This window comes from Rhizobium sullae (genome assembly GCF_025200715.1).
GTDB lineage: Bacteria > Pseudomonadota > Alphaproteobacteria > Rhizobiales > Rhizobiaceae > Rhizobium > Rhizobium sullae.
Genome location: NZ_CP104143.1, coordinates 1,043,377 through 1,058,238 on the forward strand (window position 1 = coordinate 1,043,377; position 14,862 = coordinate 1,058,238).

The 14,862-nt window shown below is 60.9% G+C and carries 13 protein-coding genes; 6 read left to right on the forward strand and 7 right to left on the reverse strand.

Annotation, left to right across the window (positions count from 1 at the left end; genetic code table 11):
- Window positions 1-65: 65 nt before the first annotated feature.
- The 5 genes from N2599_RS05195 to metF all read left to right on the forward strand — a co-directional run bounded on the left by N2599_RS05195 (window position 66) and on the right by metF (window position 5,521).
- Window positions 66-806 (forward strand): ribonuclease T2 family protein, encoded by a 741-nt coding sequence (locus tag N2599_RS05195; protein ID WP_027508708.1) that lies wholly within the window; start codon window positions 66-68, stop codon window positions 804-806.
- A 64-nt stretch (window positions 807-870) separates the two neighbouring features.
- The gene (locus N2599_RS05200; RefSeq protein ID WP_027508709.1) at window positions 871-1,635 is read left to right on the forward strand and encodes a methyltransferase; all 765 of its coding nucleotides are present in this window, start codon (window positions 871-873) and stop codon (window positions 1,633-1,635) included.
- 151 nt (window positions 1,636-1,786) lie between these two features.
- The gene (gene ettA, locus N2599_RS05205; protein WP_027508710.1) at window positions 1,787-3,436 is read left to right on the forward strand and encodes an energy-dependent translational throttle protein EttA; all 1,650 of its coding nucleotides are present in this window, start codon (window positions 1,787-1,789) and stop codon (window positions 3,434-3,436) included.
- 164 nt (window positions 3,437-3,600) lie between these two features.
- Window positions 3,601-4,617 (forward strand): ArsR/SmtB family transcription factor, encoded by a 1,017-nt coding sequence (locus N2599_RS05210; RefSeq protein ID WP_027508711.1) that lies wholly within the window; start codon window positions 3,601-3,603, stop codon window positions 4,615-4,617.
- A 1-nt stretch (window position 4,618) separates the two neighbouring features.
- The gene (metF, locus tag N2599_RS05215; RefSeq protein WP_027508712.1) at window positions 4,619-5,521 is read left to right on the forward strand and encodes a methylenetetrahydrofolate reductase [NAD(P)H]; all 903 of its coding nucleotides are present in this window, start codon (window positions 4,619-4,621) and stop codon (window positions 5,519-5,521) included.
- Window positions 5,522-6,037: 516 nt separating this feature from the next.
- Here the strand turns inward: metF and N2599_RS05220 are convergent.
- The 4 genes from N2599_RS05220 to N2599_RS05235 all read right to left on the reverse strand — a co-directional run bounded on the left by N2599_RS05220 (window position 6,038) and on the right by N2599_RS05235 (window position 10,210).
- Complete coding sequence (locus N2599_RS05220; RefSeq protein ID WP_027508713.1) at window positions 6,038-7,291, reverse strand: lytic murein transglycosylase; 1,254 nt, start codon at window positions 7,289-7,291, stop codon at window positions 6,038-6,040.
- 80 nt (window positions 7,292-7,371) lie between these two features.
- Window positions 7,372-8,169, reverse strand: coding sequence for a glycoside hydrolase family 25 protein (locus N2599_RS05225; RefSeq protein WP_027508714.1), 798 nt, complete (start codon window positions 8,167-8,169; stop codon window positions 7,372-7,374).
- A 125-nt stretch (window positions 8,170-8,294) separates the two neighbouring features.
- Complete coding sequence (locus N2599_RS05230) at window positions 8,295-8,915, reverse strand: class I SAM-dependent methyltransferase (protein WP_375714135.1); 621 nt, start codon at window positions 8,913-8,915, stop codon at window positions 8,295-8,297.
- A 50-nt stretch (window positions 8,916-8,965) separates the two neighbouring features.
- Window positions 8,966-10,210, reverse strand: coding sequence for a BtaA family protein (locus N2599_RS05235; RefSeq protein ID WP_027508716.1), 1,245 nt, complete (start codon window positions 10,208-10,210; stop codon window positions 8,966-8,968).
- 178 nt (window positions 10,211-10,388) lie between these two features.
- Between N2599_RS05235 and N2599_RS05240 the strand changes: the two genes are divergently transcribed.
- Window positions 10,389-11,768 (forward strand): serine hydrolase domain-containing protein, encoded by a 1,380-nt coding sequence (locus N2599_RS05240; protein ID WP_027508717.1) that lies wholly within the window; start codon window positions 10,389-10,391, stop codon window positions 11,766-11,768.
- Between the two features lie 3 nt (window positions 11,769-11,771).
- Here the strand turns inward: N2599_RS05240 and N2599_RS05245 are convergent, their stop codons facing one another.
- From N2599_RS05245 to N2599_RS05255, 3 genes are all read right to left on the reverse strand, one after another.
- Complete coding sequence (locus N2599_RS05245; protein WP_027508718.1) at window positions 11,772-12,713, reverse strand: lytic transglycosylase domain-containing protein; 942 nt, start codon at window positions 12,711-12,713, stop codon at window positions 11,772-11,774.
- A 114-nt stretch (window positions 12,714-12,827) separates the two neighbouring features.
- Window positions 12,828-13,463 (reverse strand): LysE family translocator, encoded by a 636-nt coding sequence (locus N2599_RS05250; RefSeq protein WP_027508719.1) that lies wholly within the window; start codon window positions 13,461-13,463, stop codon window positions 12,828-12,830.
- A 58-nt stretch (window positions 13,464-13,521) separates the two neighbouring features.
- Window positions 13,522-14,733: a pyrophosphate--fructose-6-phosphate 1-phosphotransferase gene (locus tag N2599_RS05255; RefSeq protein WP_027508720.1), complete on the reverse strand. Its 1,212-nt coding sequence runs from the start codon at window positions 14,731-14,733 to the stop codon at window positions 13,522-13,524.
- Window positions 14,734-14,862: the final 129 nt, after the last annotated feature.

Genomic DNA, 14,862 nt, shown 5'->3' on the forward strand with positions numbered 1-14,862 from the left:
GGGTTGCAGAGTTTTGGGCTCCGTGTTTATTTGTTCCGGAATTGTTCCGTCTGCGGGGAGTGGCGATGAGCAGGTTGTTTCTGCCCTTGATGGCGTTTGTTCTGTCGATGATTCTGGCTGGCTTTGCGGTTGCGCAGGAACGGGAAGGGCGGACTCACTTCATCCTTGCTGCAAGCTGGCAGCCGGCATTCTGCCAGACAAACCAGAAAAGGCCGGAATGCAGCAGCCAGACGAGGGAGCGTTTCGACGCGACGAATTTCTCGCTGCACGGCCTCTGGCCGCTGCGCCAGAACTACTGCGGTGTGCCGAAGGACTTGCAGGCAGCCGACAAGGACGGCGATTGGCAGAAGCTGCCGGAGGTCAAGCTGACGGCCGAGAACGCGTCAGCCCTTGCAAAAGCCATGCCCGGAACGCAATCGGGTCTCGAACGTCACGAATGGACGAAGCACGGCACCTGCACGAAGATGAGCGCCGACGATTATTTCGGCGCAGCGATCCGCCTGATGAGTGACCTGAACGGTTCGGCGGTGCGCGACCTCTTTGCGGCGAATCTCGGTAAGACTGTCAAGGCCGATCAGATCAAGGCGGCTTTCGACACGAGCTTCGGGGTGGGGGCCGGCGAGCGCGTGAAGATGAGCTGCCGCCGTGCAGGCGGCATCCGTGTGATCAGTGAGCTGACGATCGGCCTGTCGGAGGATGCGGGCTCGGCCGCCGGTGCCGGTGCGGGGCTTGCGAAACTCATGCAAAGCGCCGGTCGCACCTCCTTCGGCTGCGATGAAGGCGTTGTCGACGCTGCGGGCTTCTGAAGGATTGTCGGCACGGCCGGGAAACTGGAGAACCGGCATACTTTCCGCGCAGGGAGGGAGAACAATGCGGCTGGACGACTTCGGAAGCGTCGGGGACGCCTACCAAAGATACTCGGATGGGATACGCGGCAGAATACGTCACGAGCTGGTGTTCGAAGTCGTGGCCAGCCTTGCGCCTGCCGGCGGAACAATTCTGGATATGGGGTGTGGCGATGGCGAGATATCCGCGCGCCTATCCGAAGCAGGCTTTAGAGTTCTCGGCATTGACGCTTCGCCGGAAATGCTACGCCGGGCGAATTTGCGCAAGGCAGAACTGCCGGAGCAAGTCCGCGGCCGCCTTGAGTTTGCGCCGGGCGACATCACCGATTTCGCATCGGAGCATCTGTTCGATGCCGTTTGCTGCCACGGGGTGCTGATGTATTTGGACGACAGCGCCGCTGCCATCCGAAACCTGGCAAGTCATGTAACCCGCGGCGGGCTGCTTAGCATCCTGACGAAAAACGCACTCTCCAGCGGTTTTCGGGAAGCGCTGCTTGGAGACTACGCGACGGCGAGGGAATTGATCGAAACCGGCGCGGCGGCCAGCATGGGCAACCTTGGAATCAAGACGCGCGGCGATGATCCTTCGGCGGTTGTTCAGCAGATGGAGGCCTGTGGCTTTGCGGAATGCCAATGGCGGGGAGTCCGCATGTTTTCCGATCATCTTGACGAACCCGGCTTTGACGAGGCGCTCGCTGGCAAGCTCATCGCGCTTGAGCGCGCTGCTTCGTTGCGTGACCCATATCGAGCGATCGCGCGGCTATTTCACGCGACTGGGCGGAAGGCCTGACGAGAGCCGGAGAATCCCTCCGTTCCGTTGCTTTTCGAACGGAACCAAAATCGATTTGCCGTATAGAAAGCCGGTTTCGGCGTTGCCCGGGCGCCGGCTTTCGCCTACATAGCGGCCACGGTTTTTAAGTTTCCGCCCGGAGCAGCATATAATGGCACGTCAGTTCATCTATCACATGGCCGGCCTCAGCAAGGCCTATGGCAACAAGAAGGTATTGGAGAACATCCACCTTTCCTTTTATCCCGATGCCAAGATCGGCATCCTCGGCCCGAACGGCGCCGGTAAGTCGACGGTCCTGCGCATCATGGCCGGCCTCGACAAGGAGTATACGGGCGAGGCCTGGCTCGCCGACGGTGCGACACTCGGCTATCTGGCCCAGGAGCCGCAGCTCGATGCTTCGAAGACGGCGCTCGAAAACGTCATGGAAGGAGTCGCTTCGAAGACGGCGATCCTCGACCGCTACAACGAACTGATGATGAACTACTCCGACGAGACGGCGGAGGAGGGCGCCAAGCTCCAGGACATTATCGACAGCCAGAACCTCTGGGACTTGGAAAGTCAGGTCGAGATGGCGATGGACGCGTTGCGCTGCCCGCCGGCCGATGCGGACGTCACGACGCTGTCCGGCGGTGAGCGCCGCCGCGTTGCACTGTGCAAGCTGCTGCTGTCGCAGCCGGACGTGTTGCTGCTCGACGAGCCGACCAACCACCTCGATGCCGAGACAATCGCCTGGCTCGAAAAGCACCTGCGCGAATATCCGGGCGCCGTGCTGATGATCACCCACGACCGCTACTTCCTCGACCACGTCACCGGCTGGATCCTCGAGCTCGACCGCGGCCGCGGCATTCCCTACGAGGGCAACTACTCGGCTTATCTGCAGGCGAAGGCGAAGCGCATGCAGCAGGAAGGCCGCGAAGAAGCCTCCCGCCAGAAGGCGCTTTCCCGCGAGCAGGAATGGATTGCGTCCAGCCCGAAGGCGCGTCAAGCAAAGTCGAAGGCGCGTATCCGCGCCTATGACGATCTGGTTGCGGCAGCCGCCGACCGCCGTCCCGGCGACGCCCAGATCGTCATCCCGGTCGGCGAGCGTCTCGGCCAGGTCGTGATCGAGGCCGAGAACCTTACCAAGGGATATGGCGATACGGTTCTGATCGAGAATCTCACCTTCAAGCTGCCGCCGGGCGGCATCGTCGGTGTCATCGGCCCGAACGGTGCCGGCAAGACGACGCTGTTTCGCATGATCACAGGCCAGGAAAAGCCGGACAGCGGCGAAATCCGAATCGGCGATACCGTCGATCTCGGCTATGTCGACCAGAGCCGCGATGCCCTCAACGGCAGCAAGACCGTCTGGGAGGAAATTTCCGGCGGCAACGACATCATCAAGCTTGGCAAGCACGAAGTGAATTCGCGCGCCTATTGCGGCGCCTTCAACTTCAAGGGCGGCGACCAGCAGCAGAAGGTCGGCACGCTTTCGGGCGGCCAGCGCAACCGCGTCCACCTCGCCAAGATGCTGAAGGCCGGCGGCAACGTCATCCTGCTCGACGAACCGACCAACGACCTCGATACGGAAACGCTGGGAGCTCTTGAGGACGCACTCGAAAACTTCGCCGGCTGCGCCGTTATCATCAGCCACGACCGCATGTTCCTCGACCGCCTGGCAACGCACATCCTCGCTTTCGAAGGCGACAGCCATGTGGAATGGTTCGAGGGGAACTTCGAAGATTACGAGCAGGACAAGATGCGGCGTCTTGGCGTGGATTCTGTCAATCCAAGGCGGGTGACCTACAAGCGCCTGACGCGCTGATCTTCTCACGGCCTCTCAGATCAAGAGCCTCGGCAAACGCCGGGGCTTTTTGCATTGTGTGCCGTCGCTTTCAGAGCGGCGAATTTCGTGAATGGAGCGGATTCATGCTTGCCACTCGCGTTCAAATCACATAAAGATATCTTTATATGTTGATTGGGTCGAATATGGCTGAAGCTGTGAGGCTTGGACTGGATGCGCTGGTGGACGTCTTGAAGGCGGCCGGTGAGCCGACGCGTCTGCGGCTTCTCGCGCTGCTTGCCGCCAGTGACCTGACTGTGACCGATCTTACGGAAATTCTCGGCCAATCGCAGCCCCGTATTTCGCGACATCTGAAGCTCCTCGGCGAGGCCGACCTCATCGATCGCTATCAAGAGGGTGCCTGGGCTTATTTCCGGCTGAGGCAGGACGGCAAGGCGGCAGCGCTGGTGCGCGTGCTGCTGGCACATGCCTCCGCGAACGACCCTGTGATCCTGCGCGACGGTGAGCGTCTTTCGGCTGTGAAGCGCCAGCGTGCGGAGCGGGCACAAGCCTATTTCAGCCGCAACGCCGCCGAATGGGATGAGCTTCGGCGTCTGCACGCCGCCGACGAGGAGGTGGATGCCGCTGTCATCAAGCTGCTCGGCACTCAGCCGGTCTACTCGCTGCTCGATCTCGGCACGGGGACCGGGCGCATGCTGGAGCTGCTTTCCGGGCTTTATCGACGGGCGATCGGGGTCGATGCCAGCCGTGACATGCTGAGCGTTGCCCGCGCCAATCTCGACAGGGCGGGCATCACCAAGGCTTCGGTACGGCATGCCGATATTTTGAACCTGCCGTTCGAGGGGCAGGACTTCGATCTCGTCACCATTCATCAGGTCCTGCATTTCTTCGATCAGCCGGAAATCGCGATCGCCGAGGCGGCGCGGATGCTGGCCCCGGGCGGACGTCTTATGGTCATAGACCTTGCGCCGCACGCGCTCGAATATCTTCGCGACGAGCATGCACATGTCCGCCTCGGTTTCTCGCATCAGTCGGTGACGGACTGGCTGCGCAAGACGGGGCTCGATGTGGAGCAGACCGTCGATCTTCATCCGGGTCAGCAGGGCGAGAAGGGGCTTACGGTCACCATCTGGCTTGCGCGCGATCCGAGGCGCCTCGTTGCATCCGAAGGCGCCGAAACAGTATTGGCCGGGGAGGTATGATATGGCTTTGAACACCGGAGACCGCCGCAATATCGGCATTTCCTTCGAATTCTTCCCGCCGAAGTCGGAGGAGATGGAAGGTCAGCTCTGGAAGGCTGTGGCAGAGTTGCAGGACTGGAGTCCGGATTTCGTTTCGGTGACCTATGGCGCGGGTGGCACCACGAAGGCGCCGACCCTGACGGCCGTCACGCGGTTCCTCAACGAGACGCCGCTTTCGACCGCGTCGCATCTCACCTGCGTGGGCGCCACCAAGGAAGAGACGCATCAGGTGATCGACCATTTCCGCAATGTGGGCGTCAAGCATTTCGTCGCATTGCGCGGCGATGCGCCCGGCGGGGCAGGGGTTCCCTACCAGCCGCATCCGGGCGGCTATGCCAATGCGGCTGAACTCGTGGCCGGCCTCCGCGGCATCGGCGACTTCGAGATTTCGGTGTCCGCCTATCCGGAAAAGCATCCAGAGAGCCGGGACGTGGCGTCCGATATCGACATGCTGAAGCGCAAGGCCGACAACGGCGCGGACCGCGCGCTGACGCAGTTCTTCTTCGACAACGACAATTTCGAGCGATACCTGGAGAAGGTGCGGGCCGCAGGCGTCAAAATCCCAATCGTGCCCGGCATCATGCCGATCCAGAACCTGACGCAGCTGAAGCGCTTTGCCAGTGCGTGCGGCACGGTGATCCCGGCGTTTCTCGACGAACGCTTTGCCGGTCTCGACGACAAGGTGGACGAACGGGCAAAGGTTGCCGCGGATGTCGCCGTCGAGCAAATCGAGGATCTCGTTCGCCGCGGCCTGGACGAGTTCCATCTCTATACGATGAATCGTTCGCCGCTGGTTTCGGCAGTGCTCACCAATCTCGGTCTCCGCCGTGAAGGCGCGAAGAGGGTAGCGGGCGCCGCCGCCTGAAACCTGCCAATCGGCGTCGAATAAAAAAGCGCATGTCTGGCGGTGACATGCGCTTTTTAATTGGCTGAACTGTTAGCTTTTCAGGAGCTAGGTATTCCAGTCATAGGGCTCGTCGAGCGCTCAAATGAAGAGCATGGACAAGACGAACGCGAACGCTGCACTGACCAACAGGACATTCAAGGATCGTGTGATACCCATGTCTGCCTCCTCGCGTTAACCAGCACATAATATGTCTGAATTGTGTCGCGTGAAAAGCGGATTCTATGCTGCAGCGCAGCGGCGGGCTGTGGATGAGTCGGGGTCCTGTCGCCTAACCAATTGGAATTAAGCGCTAAATCACAACGAAATTTTATTCACACATTTTAACGGCACGTTAAACTGGGCGATTGGCCCGTTAACGTTGACGGCTGCATCAAGGCATGGCCGGAAGCTGCTGATATGATGCGGGAAAACGAAAACGCGCTCCGGCAATTTCCAGGGCGCGATCGAAATTGACAGTCTTCGCGAAATAGCAGATCAGAGCGCGCTCAAGAGGCCGGGCGTCGCCCAGCCGTCGGCCGGCATTCCGAGGCGCTGCTGTTCCTTCTGGATCGCAACGCGGGTGCCGGAGCCCAGGATACCGTCGATCTTGCCGACATCGTGGCCCTTGGACTGCAGCTTGGTCTGCAACTGCTTCATCTGGTCGTTCACGAGGCCCTGTTCCGGCGTCCCCTTGAGGTAGGGCTGGGCGCCGGTAAAGCGGGTGGCGAAATAGGCGGCCGAGGTCGTGTAGATGAACGACTTGTTCCACTCGAGATAGATCTTGAAGTTCGGGTAGGCGATGAAGGCCGGCCCATGGCGGCCCTGCGGGAGAACGAGGTCGCCCTCCAGATTGCCGAAGCTGGTGTTGCCGTCGCGCGGCTGGACACCGAGCGCGAACCATTCGCCCGCCGTCATGGTGCCGCCGAGCCCCGATTTTTCCCAGGGAAGGTTGTCGGGCAGGGTGACCTCCTGCAGCCAGGGCTGACCGCGTTCGAAGCCGAGATGCTGGATGAACTTCGCAGCCGTGAGGATGGCGTCAGCGCCGCTCTCCTTCAGCCGTACATGGCCGTCACCGTCGCCATCCATGCCGTAGGCGACGATATCGCGCGGCAGCATCTGCACCTGACCGATTTCGCCTGCCCATGCGCCGGTGTTGGCCGCCGGGTCGAGGTCGCCGTGCTGGACCATTTCGATGAGCGCGATCAACTGCGGGCGGAAGAGTTCGGGACGGCGGCAATCATGCGCCAGCGTGACAAGCGCATTGCGCGTGTTGAAGTCGCCCTGTACGGCGCCGAAGTCCGTCTCCATCGCCCAGAAGGCGGTAATGACGCCCGGTGCGACACCATAGTCTCGCTCGGCCCTGGCGAAGACGTCGGAAAACTGCTTCAGCTTCTGGCGGCCGATATCCAGGCGGCCCTGGCTGACGGTACGCTGTGAGAATTCGAGGAAGGTTTGCTTGAAGACGCCCTGCGCACGGTCGCGGCTGAGAACCTTCGGATCGATCTGCGCGCCGGCGAGCGCCTTGTCGGCGGCTTCGGCCGAAGCGCCTGCAGCAATCGCATCGGCCTTCACGCCGGCCAGGAATTCGGCAAGATCGCCGCCGCAGGCCGCGGGAGCAGCCTGAGGCGTTGCGGCGGGTGGAGGGGAGGCCGTCGGAGCCATTGCCTGCTGCTGAGCCAATGCCGTGGTTGCCGCGGTGACTGCAAACAAAAGAGCAAGTGCAGAGCGGCTTGCGAGCGAGCGGTGCATGAGATCGTCCTTATATCCGAAATATGTCCGCTGCTTTCACAGATGAATGTGACGGAAGCAAGAAAGATCGACGGACGTTACTAAGAATTTCTGTCCTTGGAAACGGAAGCCACCCAGTTGGCCCAGTTCTTTGAGGATCCCGCGAAGGCGTTGATGTCGGTTGGGCCTTTGATGCCCGGGATCACGCCGGTCGACGTGTACTGCCAGAAGGCCCAGCGCCTGTCAGCATAGGTGACCTCGGGGTGCTTGGCGACCGAGCGTACCCAGAAGTGGTAGTCCTGGAAATAGCCCTGCAGGTTTTCGCGATGGAAGTCGACCGACGTATAGATGATCGGGCGCTTACCGTAATAGGATTCGAGGCGATCCATGAAGCGCTGCATCTGGGCCCGTACCGTGGCGGGATCGGGCCGGTGACGGCAGGTCGGAGATGCGCCGTTCCACTCGACGTCCAGAACCGGCGGCAGGCGCACCGATTCCCGCGGGACGTTGCGGATGAACCAGTCGGCCTGCTCGTCAGCGGACGAGCAGAAATAATAGAAATGATAGGGCGCATGGGCGATGCCAACGGCGCGGGCGCGCTGCCAATATTCATTGAAGCGCTGGTCGAACCTGTCCTTCCCCTCGGTCGCCTTGATGAAGGCAAAGGCAACGCCGGAAGTCTTCACCGCCTGCCAGTCGATATCGCCCTGCCATTTGGAGATGTCGATGCCGTGAACCTCGCTCCGATGCGGATGCTTCGCCCCGAAATCCTGCGGGTCGGTATCCTTGAAGCGGGTCTTCGGCTTTACGGATGCAGTCTCGAGATAATCATATCCGGACGAGGTACAGCCGGCCAGCATGATGGCCAACGGCAATACACAAAACAAAATCCGGCGCATAAATGTCCCGTCGTGGACCGAATGATCGACTTGCCCCACAGCTTGACCTTCGAAAGACGAGTTTCAGTAGAGGAATCCCCCTCTTTCAACATATCAACGTAAAAAATCGGTTAGTTTCAAGTAAATTATGAAGGCCGCGCGATGATTGCCGCCCGCCAGGCATAGCCGCCGCCGATCGTCTCGAACGACAATCTTGCGTTGTTTTCATGGACTTGCGCTTCCAGAACATCGCGCAGATCGGCGCGCGGAGTGACGTGAAATTTTGCAAGCCATGACTTCAGCATCGCCCTGAACCAGGCCGGCAACCCCTCCTGCTGGCCGAAATCGACAATGTGCAGCTGCCCACCGGGGTTCAATGCGGCGATCGCCGCATCGACGGCGCGTTCCCAATCGGGAATCATCGAGAGCGCATAGGAGATGAGGATGCGGTCGAAGCCGCCGACGCCGAACTCCCGTGGCGTGAAGGCGGTCGCGTCGGCAACGCGAAAATCGGCAACAGCGGCCTTTGTCGCGAATGTCTTGCGCGCCGAAATCAGCATTTCCTGCGAAATGTCGAGGCCATAGAGTTTGGCGCCGGGAAACAGCCGATGCGCGAGCGCCAGATTTCGGCCCGTCCCGCAGCCGACTTCGAGCAGCGTGCCGCCTTGCGGTACGTCCAGATTGCGGATCGTGCGGTCGCGGCCGAGCAGGTAGTACTTGCGCGTCAGATCGTAGATGTGTCGCTGGTAGCGGTACATGCCGTCCATGAGATCGGCATGCTTTTCGGCTTTCTCGTCCACGACGGTGCGGATTTCGGTCACGCCTTCTTCCCGTAGATGTGGAAGCCGCCATAGATGGCCGAACGGTCGAGCGCAGTCATATCACGGGACTTGTCTTCGGAGTATTCCCACTGATTGCGGACCGCAGGTGAAAGACGGCCCTCGATGACGCTCTTTTCGGCCGCCGTGCGGAAGATGACGCGGGCGCCGGGGCGGGCGGTGCGGGTAATTTCCGCCCAGAGATCGCTCAGCTGTTGATCGGTCATCCAGTCCTGCGCGTCGAGCAGAATATAGCGGTCGCGGGAGGCGGCCGGTTCCTTGGCGAGAAGCTCGGTGAAGCTTGCGTGATGGACGTTGACACGATCGACATTGGCGCGGATCACCTCGTAGTGCTCCGGCTTCAGATAGGTCGGCAGCGGGCCTTCGTCATCCGAGGCGTAGCGGCGGGCGAAGGCTTGCCAGGCGAAATAGTTTTCGCGCATCGGAAAATGGCAGGCGAGCTTTTCGAGGCGATGTTTCAGCACCGGTGCGATCGACTGATCGGCGGCCAGGCTGGCAAGCTCGTCATATTGCTGCGGCGGAATGCCGAGACCGAAGAGCGAGCTCTTGCGCCCGGTAATCCAGCGCACCACCGGCTTTTCGAAGAGTGGCGCAACCTGCTCCTCGAAGAACTGGCGCTGCTCGCGGATCGAGCGGGTCTTCGTCATCTGCTTGAGATCGACGCCGTGCAGGCGAGCGAGCAGATGGGCCGCGCCGATAAAGCGGCCAAGCAGGCCGGTCTCATAGATATTGCGGTCGAAGACGGTGACGCGGCGGCGGCCGAACTTGCGGCCGTTCCAATAGGTGCGGGATGCTTCATCGAGCTTGGGCGACAGGAAGTGGTCGAAGGCCTGGCTGTTCGAGCGCTCGTTGGGCATGGCGAGGAAGCGAACGAGGTCGGTGTGGCGGGGAAGATGCTTGAAGGCGGCAAGCTTCAGGCGGTTCAGCGCGATATGATGGGGGTTGAGATCGACCACGTCGATGGAGGCTGGCGCCTTGGAGAGGTAGGCGAGCATGTTGCAGCCACCAGATCCGATCGTGACGATGCGGTGATGCGGCTGCAGTTCCATCGCCTGCATGTCGAGATCCGGGTCTTCCCAAATCTGCGGATAGACAAGGCCGGAAAAGAGCAGGCCGAAAAGCCGTTCCGAAAACCCGTCCTTGGAAAATGCCTTGTGGCGGAGAAGAGCGTCCTTGAGTTTCCGGTTCTTGCGGAAGCCGGTATCCGGTGCAAATTCCGTCATATGAGTCTGTCACCCTTTTAGCGTTCAGGGCGTGTAGCGCGTCCCTGCTACAGTTTGATGACGCAGACTGTGGGTATCGCTGTCCACAGGAATTGCCCGAGACGAAACGGCACTCGCGTCATTGTGCTCTTTTTTGTGAAGAGATTTCCTGCTTCTCTCCGTTCGTGGAGGGAATGACATGCGATCTGTTCTGCGTATCCTGAAGGCACTTGCCGCGGCTTCCGCCGTCATCGTCATCGGAGGCGGGGCCTGGCTTTCCGTCAGTCCGCCGCAACTGTTGCGCGTGGGCGACGGATATGCGGCGAAGATGGTCTGCTCGAACGTCTTTCTGGCAGGGCGCGATCCGCAGGCGGTGCTCCATAACGATGTGCAGGCGCCGGGAAATCCGCTGTTGCGGTTGGTGCGCGTTTCGGTTGACCGGGAACGAGGGCATGTGACGGCACGCATCCTGGGGCTCTTCGCACCAGGATATGCGCTCTATCGCGGGGCATTTGGGTGCACGAGCGTGCCGGATGGCGATTTCGAGGCAGCCGCCAATGCCGCACCTTCCGATCCGCTGCCGTCTGTTCAGGAAAAAGCGGAACTATGGCCGGACGGCGAAAGTGTCACCGCCGCCAACGATGGAGAGCTTGCATCGCTGCTGGCAGATGATGTGCTGGCCGGTCCGCAAATGCGGGCGATGGTCGTCGTCCACGACGGCCGGATCGTCGCGGAGCGCTACGGGGAAGGGTTCGATGCCAAGACGCCGCTGCTCGGCTGGTCGATGACCAAGACGGTCAATGCTGCGCTTGTCGGGCGTGCCGTGCTCGACGGGAAGGTCGATTTCGACACGGCCAGCCTCTTGCCGCAGTGGAAGGATGACGAGCGGTCTCGGATCAAACTCCGCGATCTACTGGGCATGGAAAGCGGCCTCGCTTTCAACGAGAATTACGGCGATGTCGCGGATGTGACGCGCATGCTCTATCTCGATCCCGATATGGTTGCGCTGCCCGCCAACGCGCCGTTCGAGGCGAATCCCGGCGAACGTTTCCGTTATTCGAGCGGCACGGCGGTCCTATTATCGCGAATCTGGATGGACCGGGTGGGCGACCAAAAAAAGGCCTTCGCCTATCCGGGGGACGCGCTTTTCAGGCCGCTCGGCATGTCGAGCGCCGTGCTGGAGGCCGATGCCCGTGGAACCTTTGTGGGGAGTTCCTACCTCTACGCGACGGCACGCGACTGGGCGCGTTTTGGACAGCTCCTGCTCCAGGATGGGGTCTGGAACGGCGAGCGGCTGTTGCCGGACGGATTTGTCAGGGCGATGCGCACGCCAACGCAATCGTCGGGCGGCAAATATACGCAAGGCCAGGCATGGCTCGCAGCGCCCGGCGGAGATACGAGCGCCGAATCGGGGCTGCCGGAAGATACGTTCTGGCTGGAAGGGCACGACGGGCAAAGCATGGCGATCGTGCCGTCCGCCGATCTGGTCTTCGTCCGCATGGGCTTGACGCCCGGCCGCCTCGGCTACAAGCCGCAAGTGGTGCTGAAGGAGCTGCTGGCCGCGCTGTCCGCCAATTGAGACTCAGTAATTGCCGTGGGCGATATCGGCCATGCCCTTGCGCTTGGCGTCGTAGTAATAGCCGCGCGCATAGAGCTTCACGGCATCTTCTTCCTTGTTGTCGGAAACAAGCCAGGCGCCGCGCAGATATTTCGCGGCATATTTGATGTTGGTCTCGGCGTCGAGAAGGCCGGCGGGCGCGCCGTCATAGCCCATTGATTTGGCCGTGTTGTACTTGATCTGCATCAGTCCGAAATAGCCGCGCTTGTTGTAAGCCTTCGAATTGTAACGGCTTTCTCTGCGCACGACGCGGTGGATCAGCGTTTCGGGAACTTCGTAGAGTTTCGAATATTTGCTGATTAGCTTGCTGATGAAGCTCTTTTCCGCGGTCGGAGCGGTGTCGACGTCGCTATCGCTGAACATTGGCGGTGCAGCCGGCGGGTCCATCGGTCCGGATTCGTCGAAGGTGAAATCCGACATCGAACGCTGCGTGGCACCGACGGAAGCGATAGCGGCCAGGGCGCCGCTTTGCGGGGTCGTCGCTGCGAAGGCAAGCTGTGTCGATGGCGATGCCGGAGTTGCCGGACGCGGGGTCGGCACGACCGACTGGATCGCTGTCATTTCAGGCGTCAGCGGGATCTGCGTTGCGCCGGCGGCCATTGCCTGCTGCATGGCAAGATCGGCGGACGTTGCCGTCGCTGGCATTGCCGTTGCGGCGGCGGTAAGAGCGGGCGTTGCTTGCGGATTAGAAGCTGCGAATGCGGTTTCGGACTGGCCGGCGCCTTCGGCGGCCGGAACGGCAGCCATCATGGCATTTTCGCCCGGTTTCGGCGTTGGAACGACGGTTTGTACTGCGGTCAATTCCGCCTGTGAGGTGTACTCGACGGTCGAGCATCCGGCGATAGCGCAGACCATTGTCGTCGCGACAAGGCCGCGTTTCAGGCCGGAAAATCCGTTCGCTACCATTCGGTCACTTTCGTGGATGGCGCCGCCCTGGCAGCGTTTAGAAAATTATTGAAACCCTGAACCCTGATTTGCCATTAACCTATTCGCTGTTGCGCGGCAACCCGGCGAAAATCGTCAAGCGGCGATACGGCGATAACCGGCCGTCACGGCACCTGCAGCGATGAGCAACGTGCCACCAGTACGGTTGACGGCGCGCTGTACGCTGGCCTTTCGGATGAGTCCGCGCGCGGCATTTGCAAGAAGGGCGTAGCTCGACGCATTGATGGCCGCGAGGACGAGGAAGGTCAGTTCCATGATGACCATCTGCTCGAAAAAAGGCTTCGCGGGATTGAGGAACTGCGGAACGAAGGCGACGAAGAAGACGATGCTCTTCGGATTAAGCGCCGTCACGATATAGGCGTGCAGGAAGATCTTCAGCGACTTCTTTTCCGGCAGGTTGTCGTTGTCGGCAACCGGCTCGGTGATGAGGGGCGCGCGCCAGAGCTTGATGCCGAGCCAGATGAGATAGGCGCCGCCGACCCACTTCAATACTGTGAAGAGCATTGCCGATGCGGCCAGAACCGCGCCCAAGCCGAAGAGGGAAGCCGTCATCGCCGTGAAATCGCCGAGCGCCACGCCGCTCACCGTCGCTAGCGCCGTCTTTCGCCCATGTCCCAGCGCATAGGAGACGACGAGGAGAATCGTCGGCCCCGGAATGGCAAGCATGATGGCGGATGCGGCGGCAAAAGCGAGCCAGGCTTCGAGCGACATGGAATCTCCTCCTAATCCCTAGGAAACAAGCAAAGACACCATATTAGCCCTGCGTCAATCATGCTTCCTGGTATTTTTGCCCGATCGTATCCATCACTTCGGCGAACCATCTGGTCGAGAGATCGAAGGCCTTGCCCCCCTTGATGCGGGGGAACTCGATGGTGCGCAATTTGCCGTCCTGTCCCTCGTCGTGGCCGGTGACGCCGGAGATCTTATTGAGCGCGCTTTCGACGGCCAAGTCGACCATGCTCTGGATGAGGCGGAGGTCGTCGGCATTGGCAGGCGCGGAGCGGGCGAAATAGCCGGACTTCTGAACCAGCGAACGCTCCGCATCGAGCAGATTGGCGAACTGCTTCTGGAACCAGCCGCCGACGTTGATCGTGTCGATCTTCACATGACCGAAGGCATCGCGTTTGATAGTCTCGCCGGCGGCTTCCCGCTCCGCGACGATGGCATCGAGGCAGGCGCCTTCAGAGACGAAGACGGTCGCGTGGCCGGTCTTGTCCATGATCTCCTTGAGACGCTCGGCTTCGGCCTGCAGATCAAAAGCCATTTCCGGCAGATAGACGGCATCGATGCTCTTCATGCCCGCATTCATCATCATCCCGTCGACATATTCGTAGTTCTTCGTGCGGCTGAGATAGGCCCGGGCGGTCGCCGCCGTCAGCCAGCCGCAATGACGGCCCATGACTTCGTGGATGACGAGTGTGCGCGGCGCCGCACTCTGCTCGTTGCTGACATTGTCGAAGAAATGCGCACCGACTTCGGCCGCCGTCCAGGCGCCGAGAGACTGGCGGATCGGCACGACGTCGTTGTCGACCGTCTTCGGCAGGCCGACGACGGTAAGGTCGTAATTGTTGGCAGCGAGATAGGCAGCGAGATCGGCGGCAGTCGTGTTGGTGTCGTCGCCACCGATGGTGTGGAGAATGGTAATGCCGTCATCGGCAAGGCGTTCGGCTGCGACGCGCAACGGGTTCTCGCCTTCCTTGACCAGGCCGCGCTTGACGCAATCGGCGGCATTGGTAAGCTTGACGCGGCTGTTGCCGATCGGCGAGCCACCGAAGCGGTGGAGAAGCGGCGCCTTTTCGCGCATTTCCTTGCTGAACTGGATGCTGTCGCCAAGCAGCACGCCCTGATAGCCGGATTTATAGGCAATGAGCTCGGCGTCCGGCGCCACGTCGCTATAGCGTTCGATCAAACCGCCGACGGCGGAGGAAAGACAGGGGGCCAGGCCTCCGGCGGTCAGCATTGCTACTTTCTGTTTGGCCATTTTCCCTCCTTGAGCGCTTCGAGGCGCGATAACATGCAGCTAACGTAACGCATGGATGCGGCAGGGAAAGAGGCCTGTAAAGTAAAGAATTTACGAAAAATGGCCGGTTGCGCCGGAAGAACGCATCTA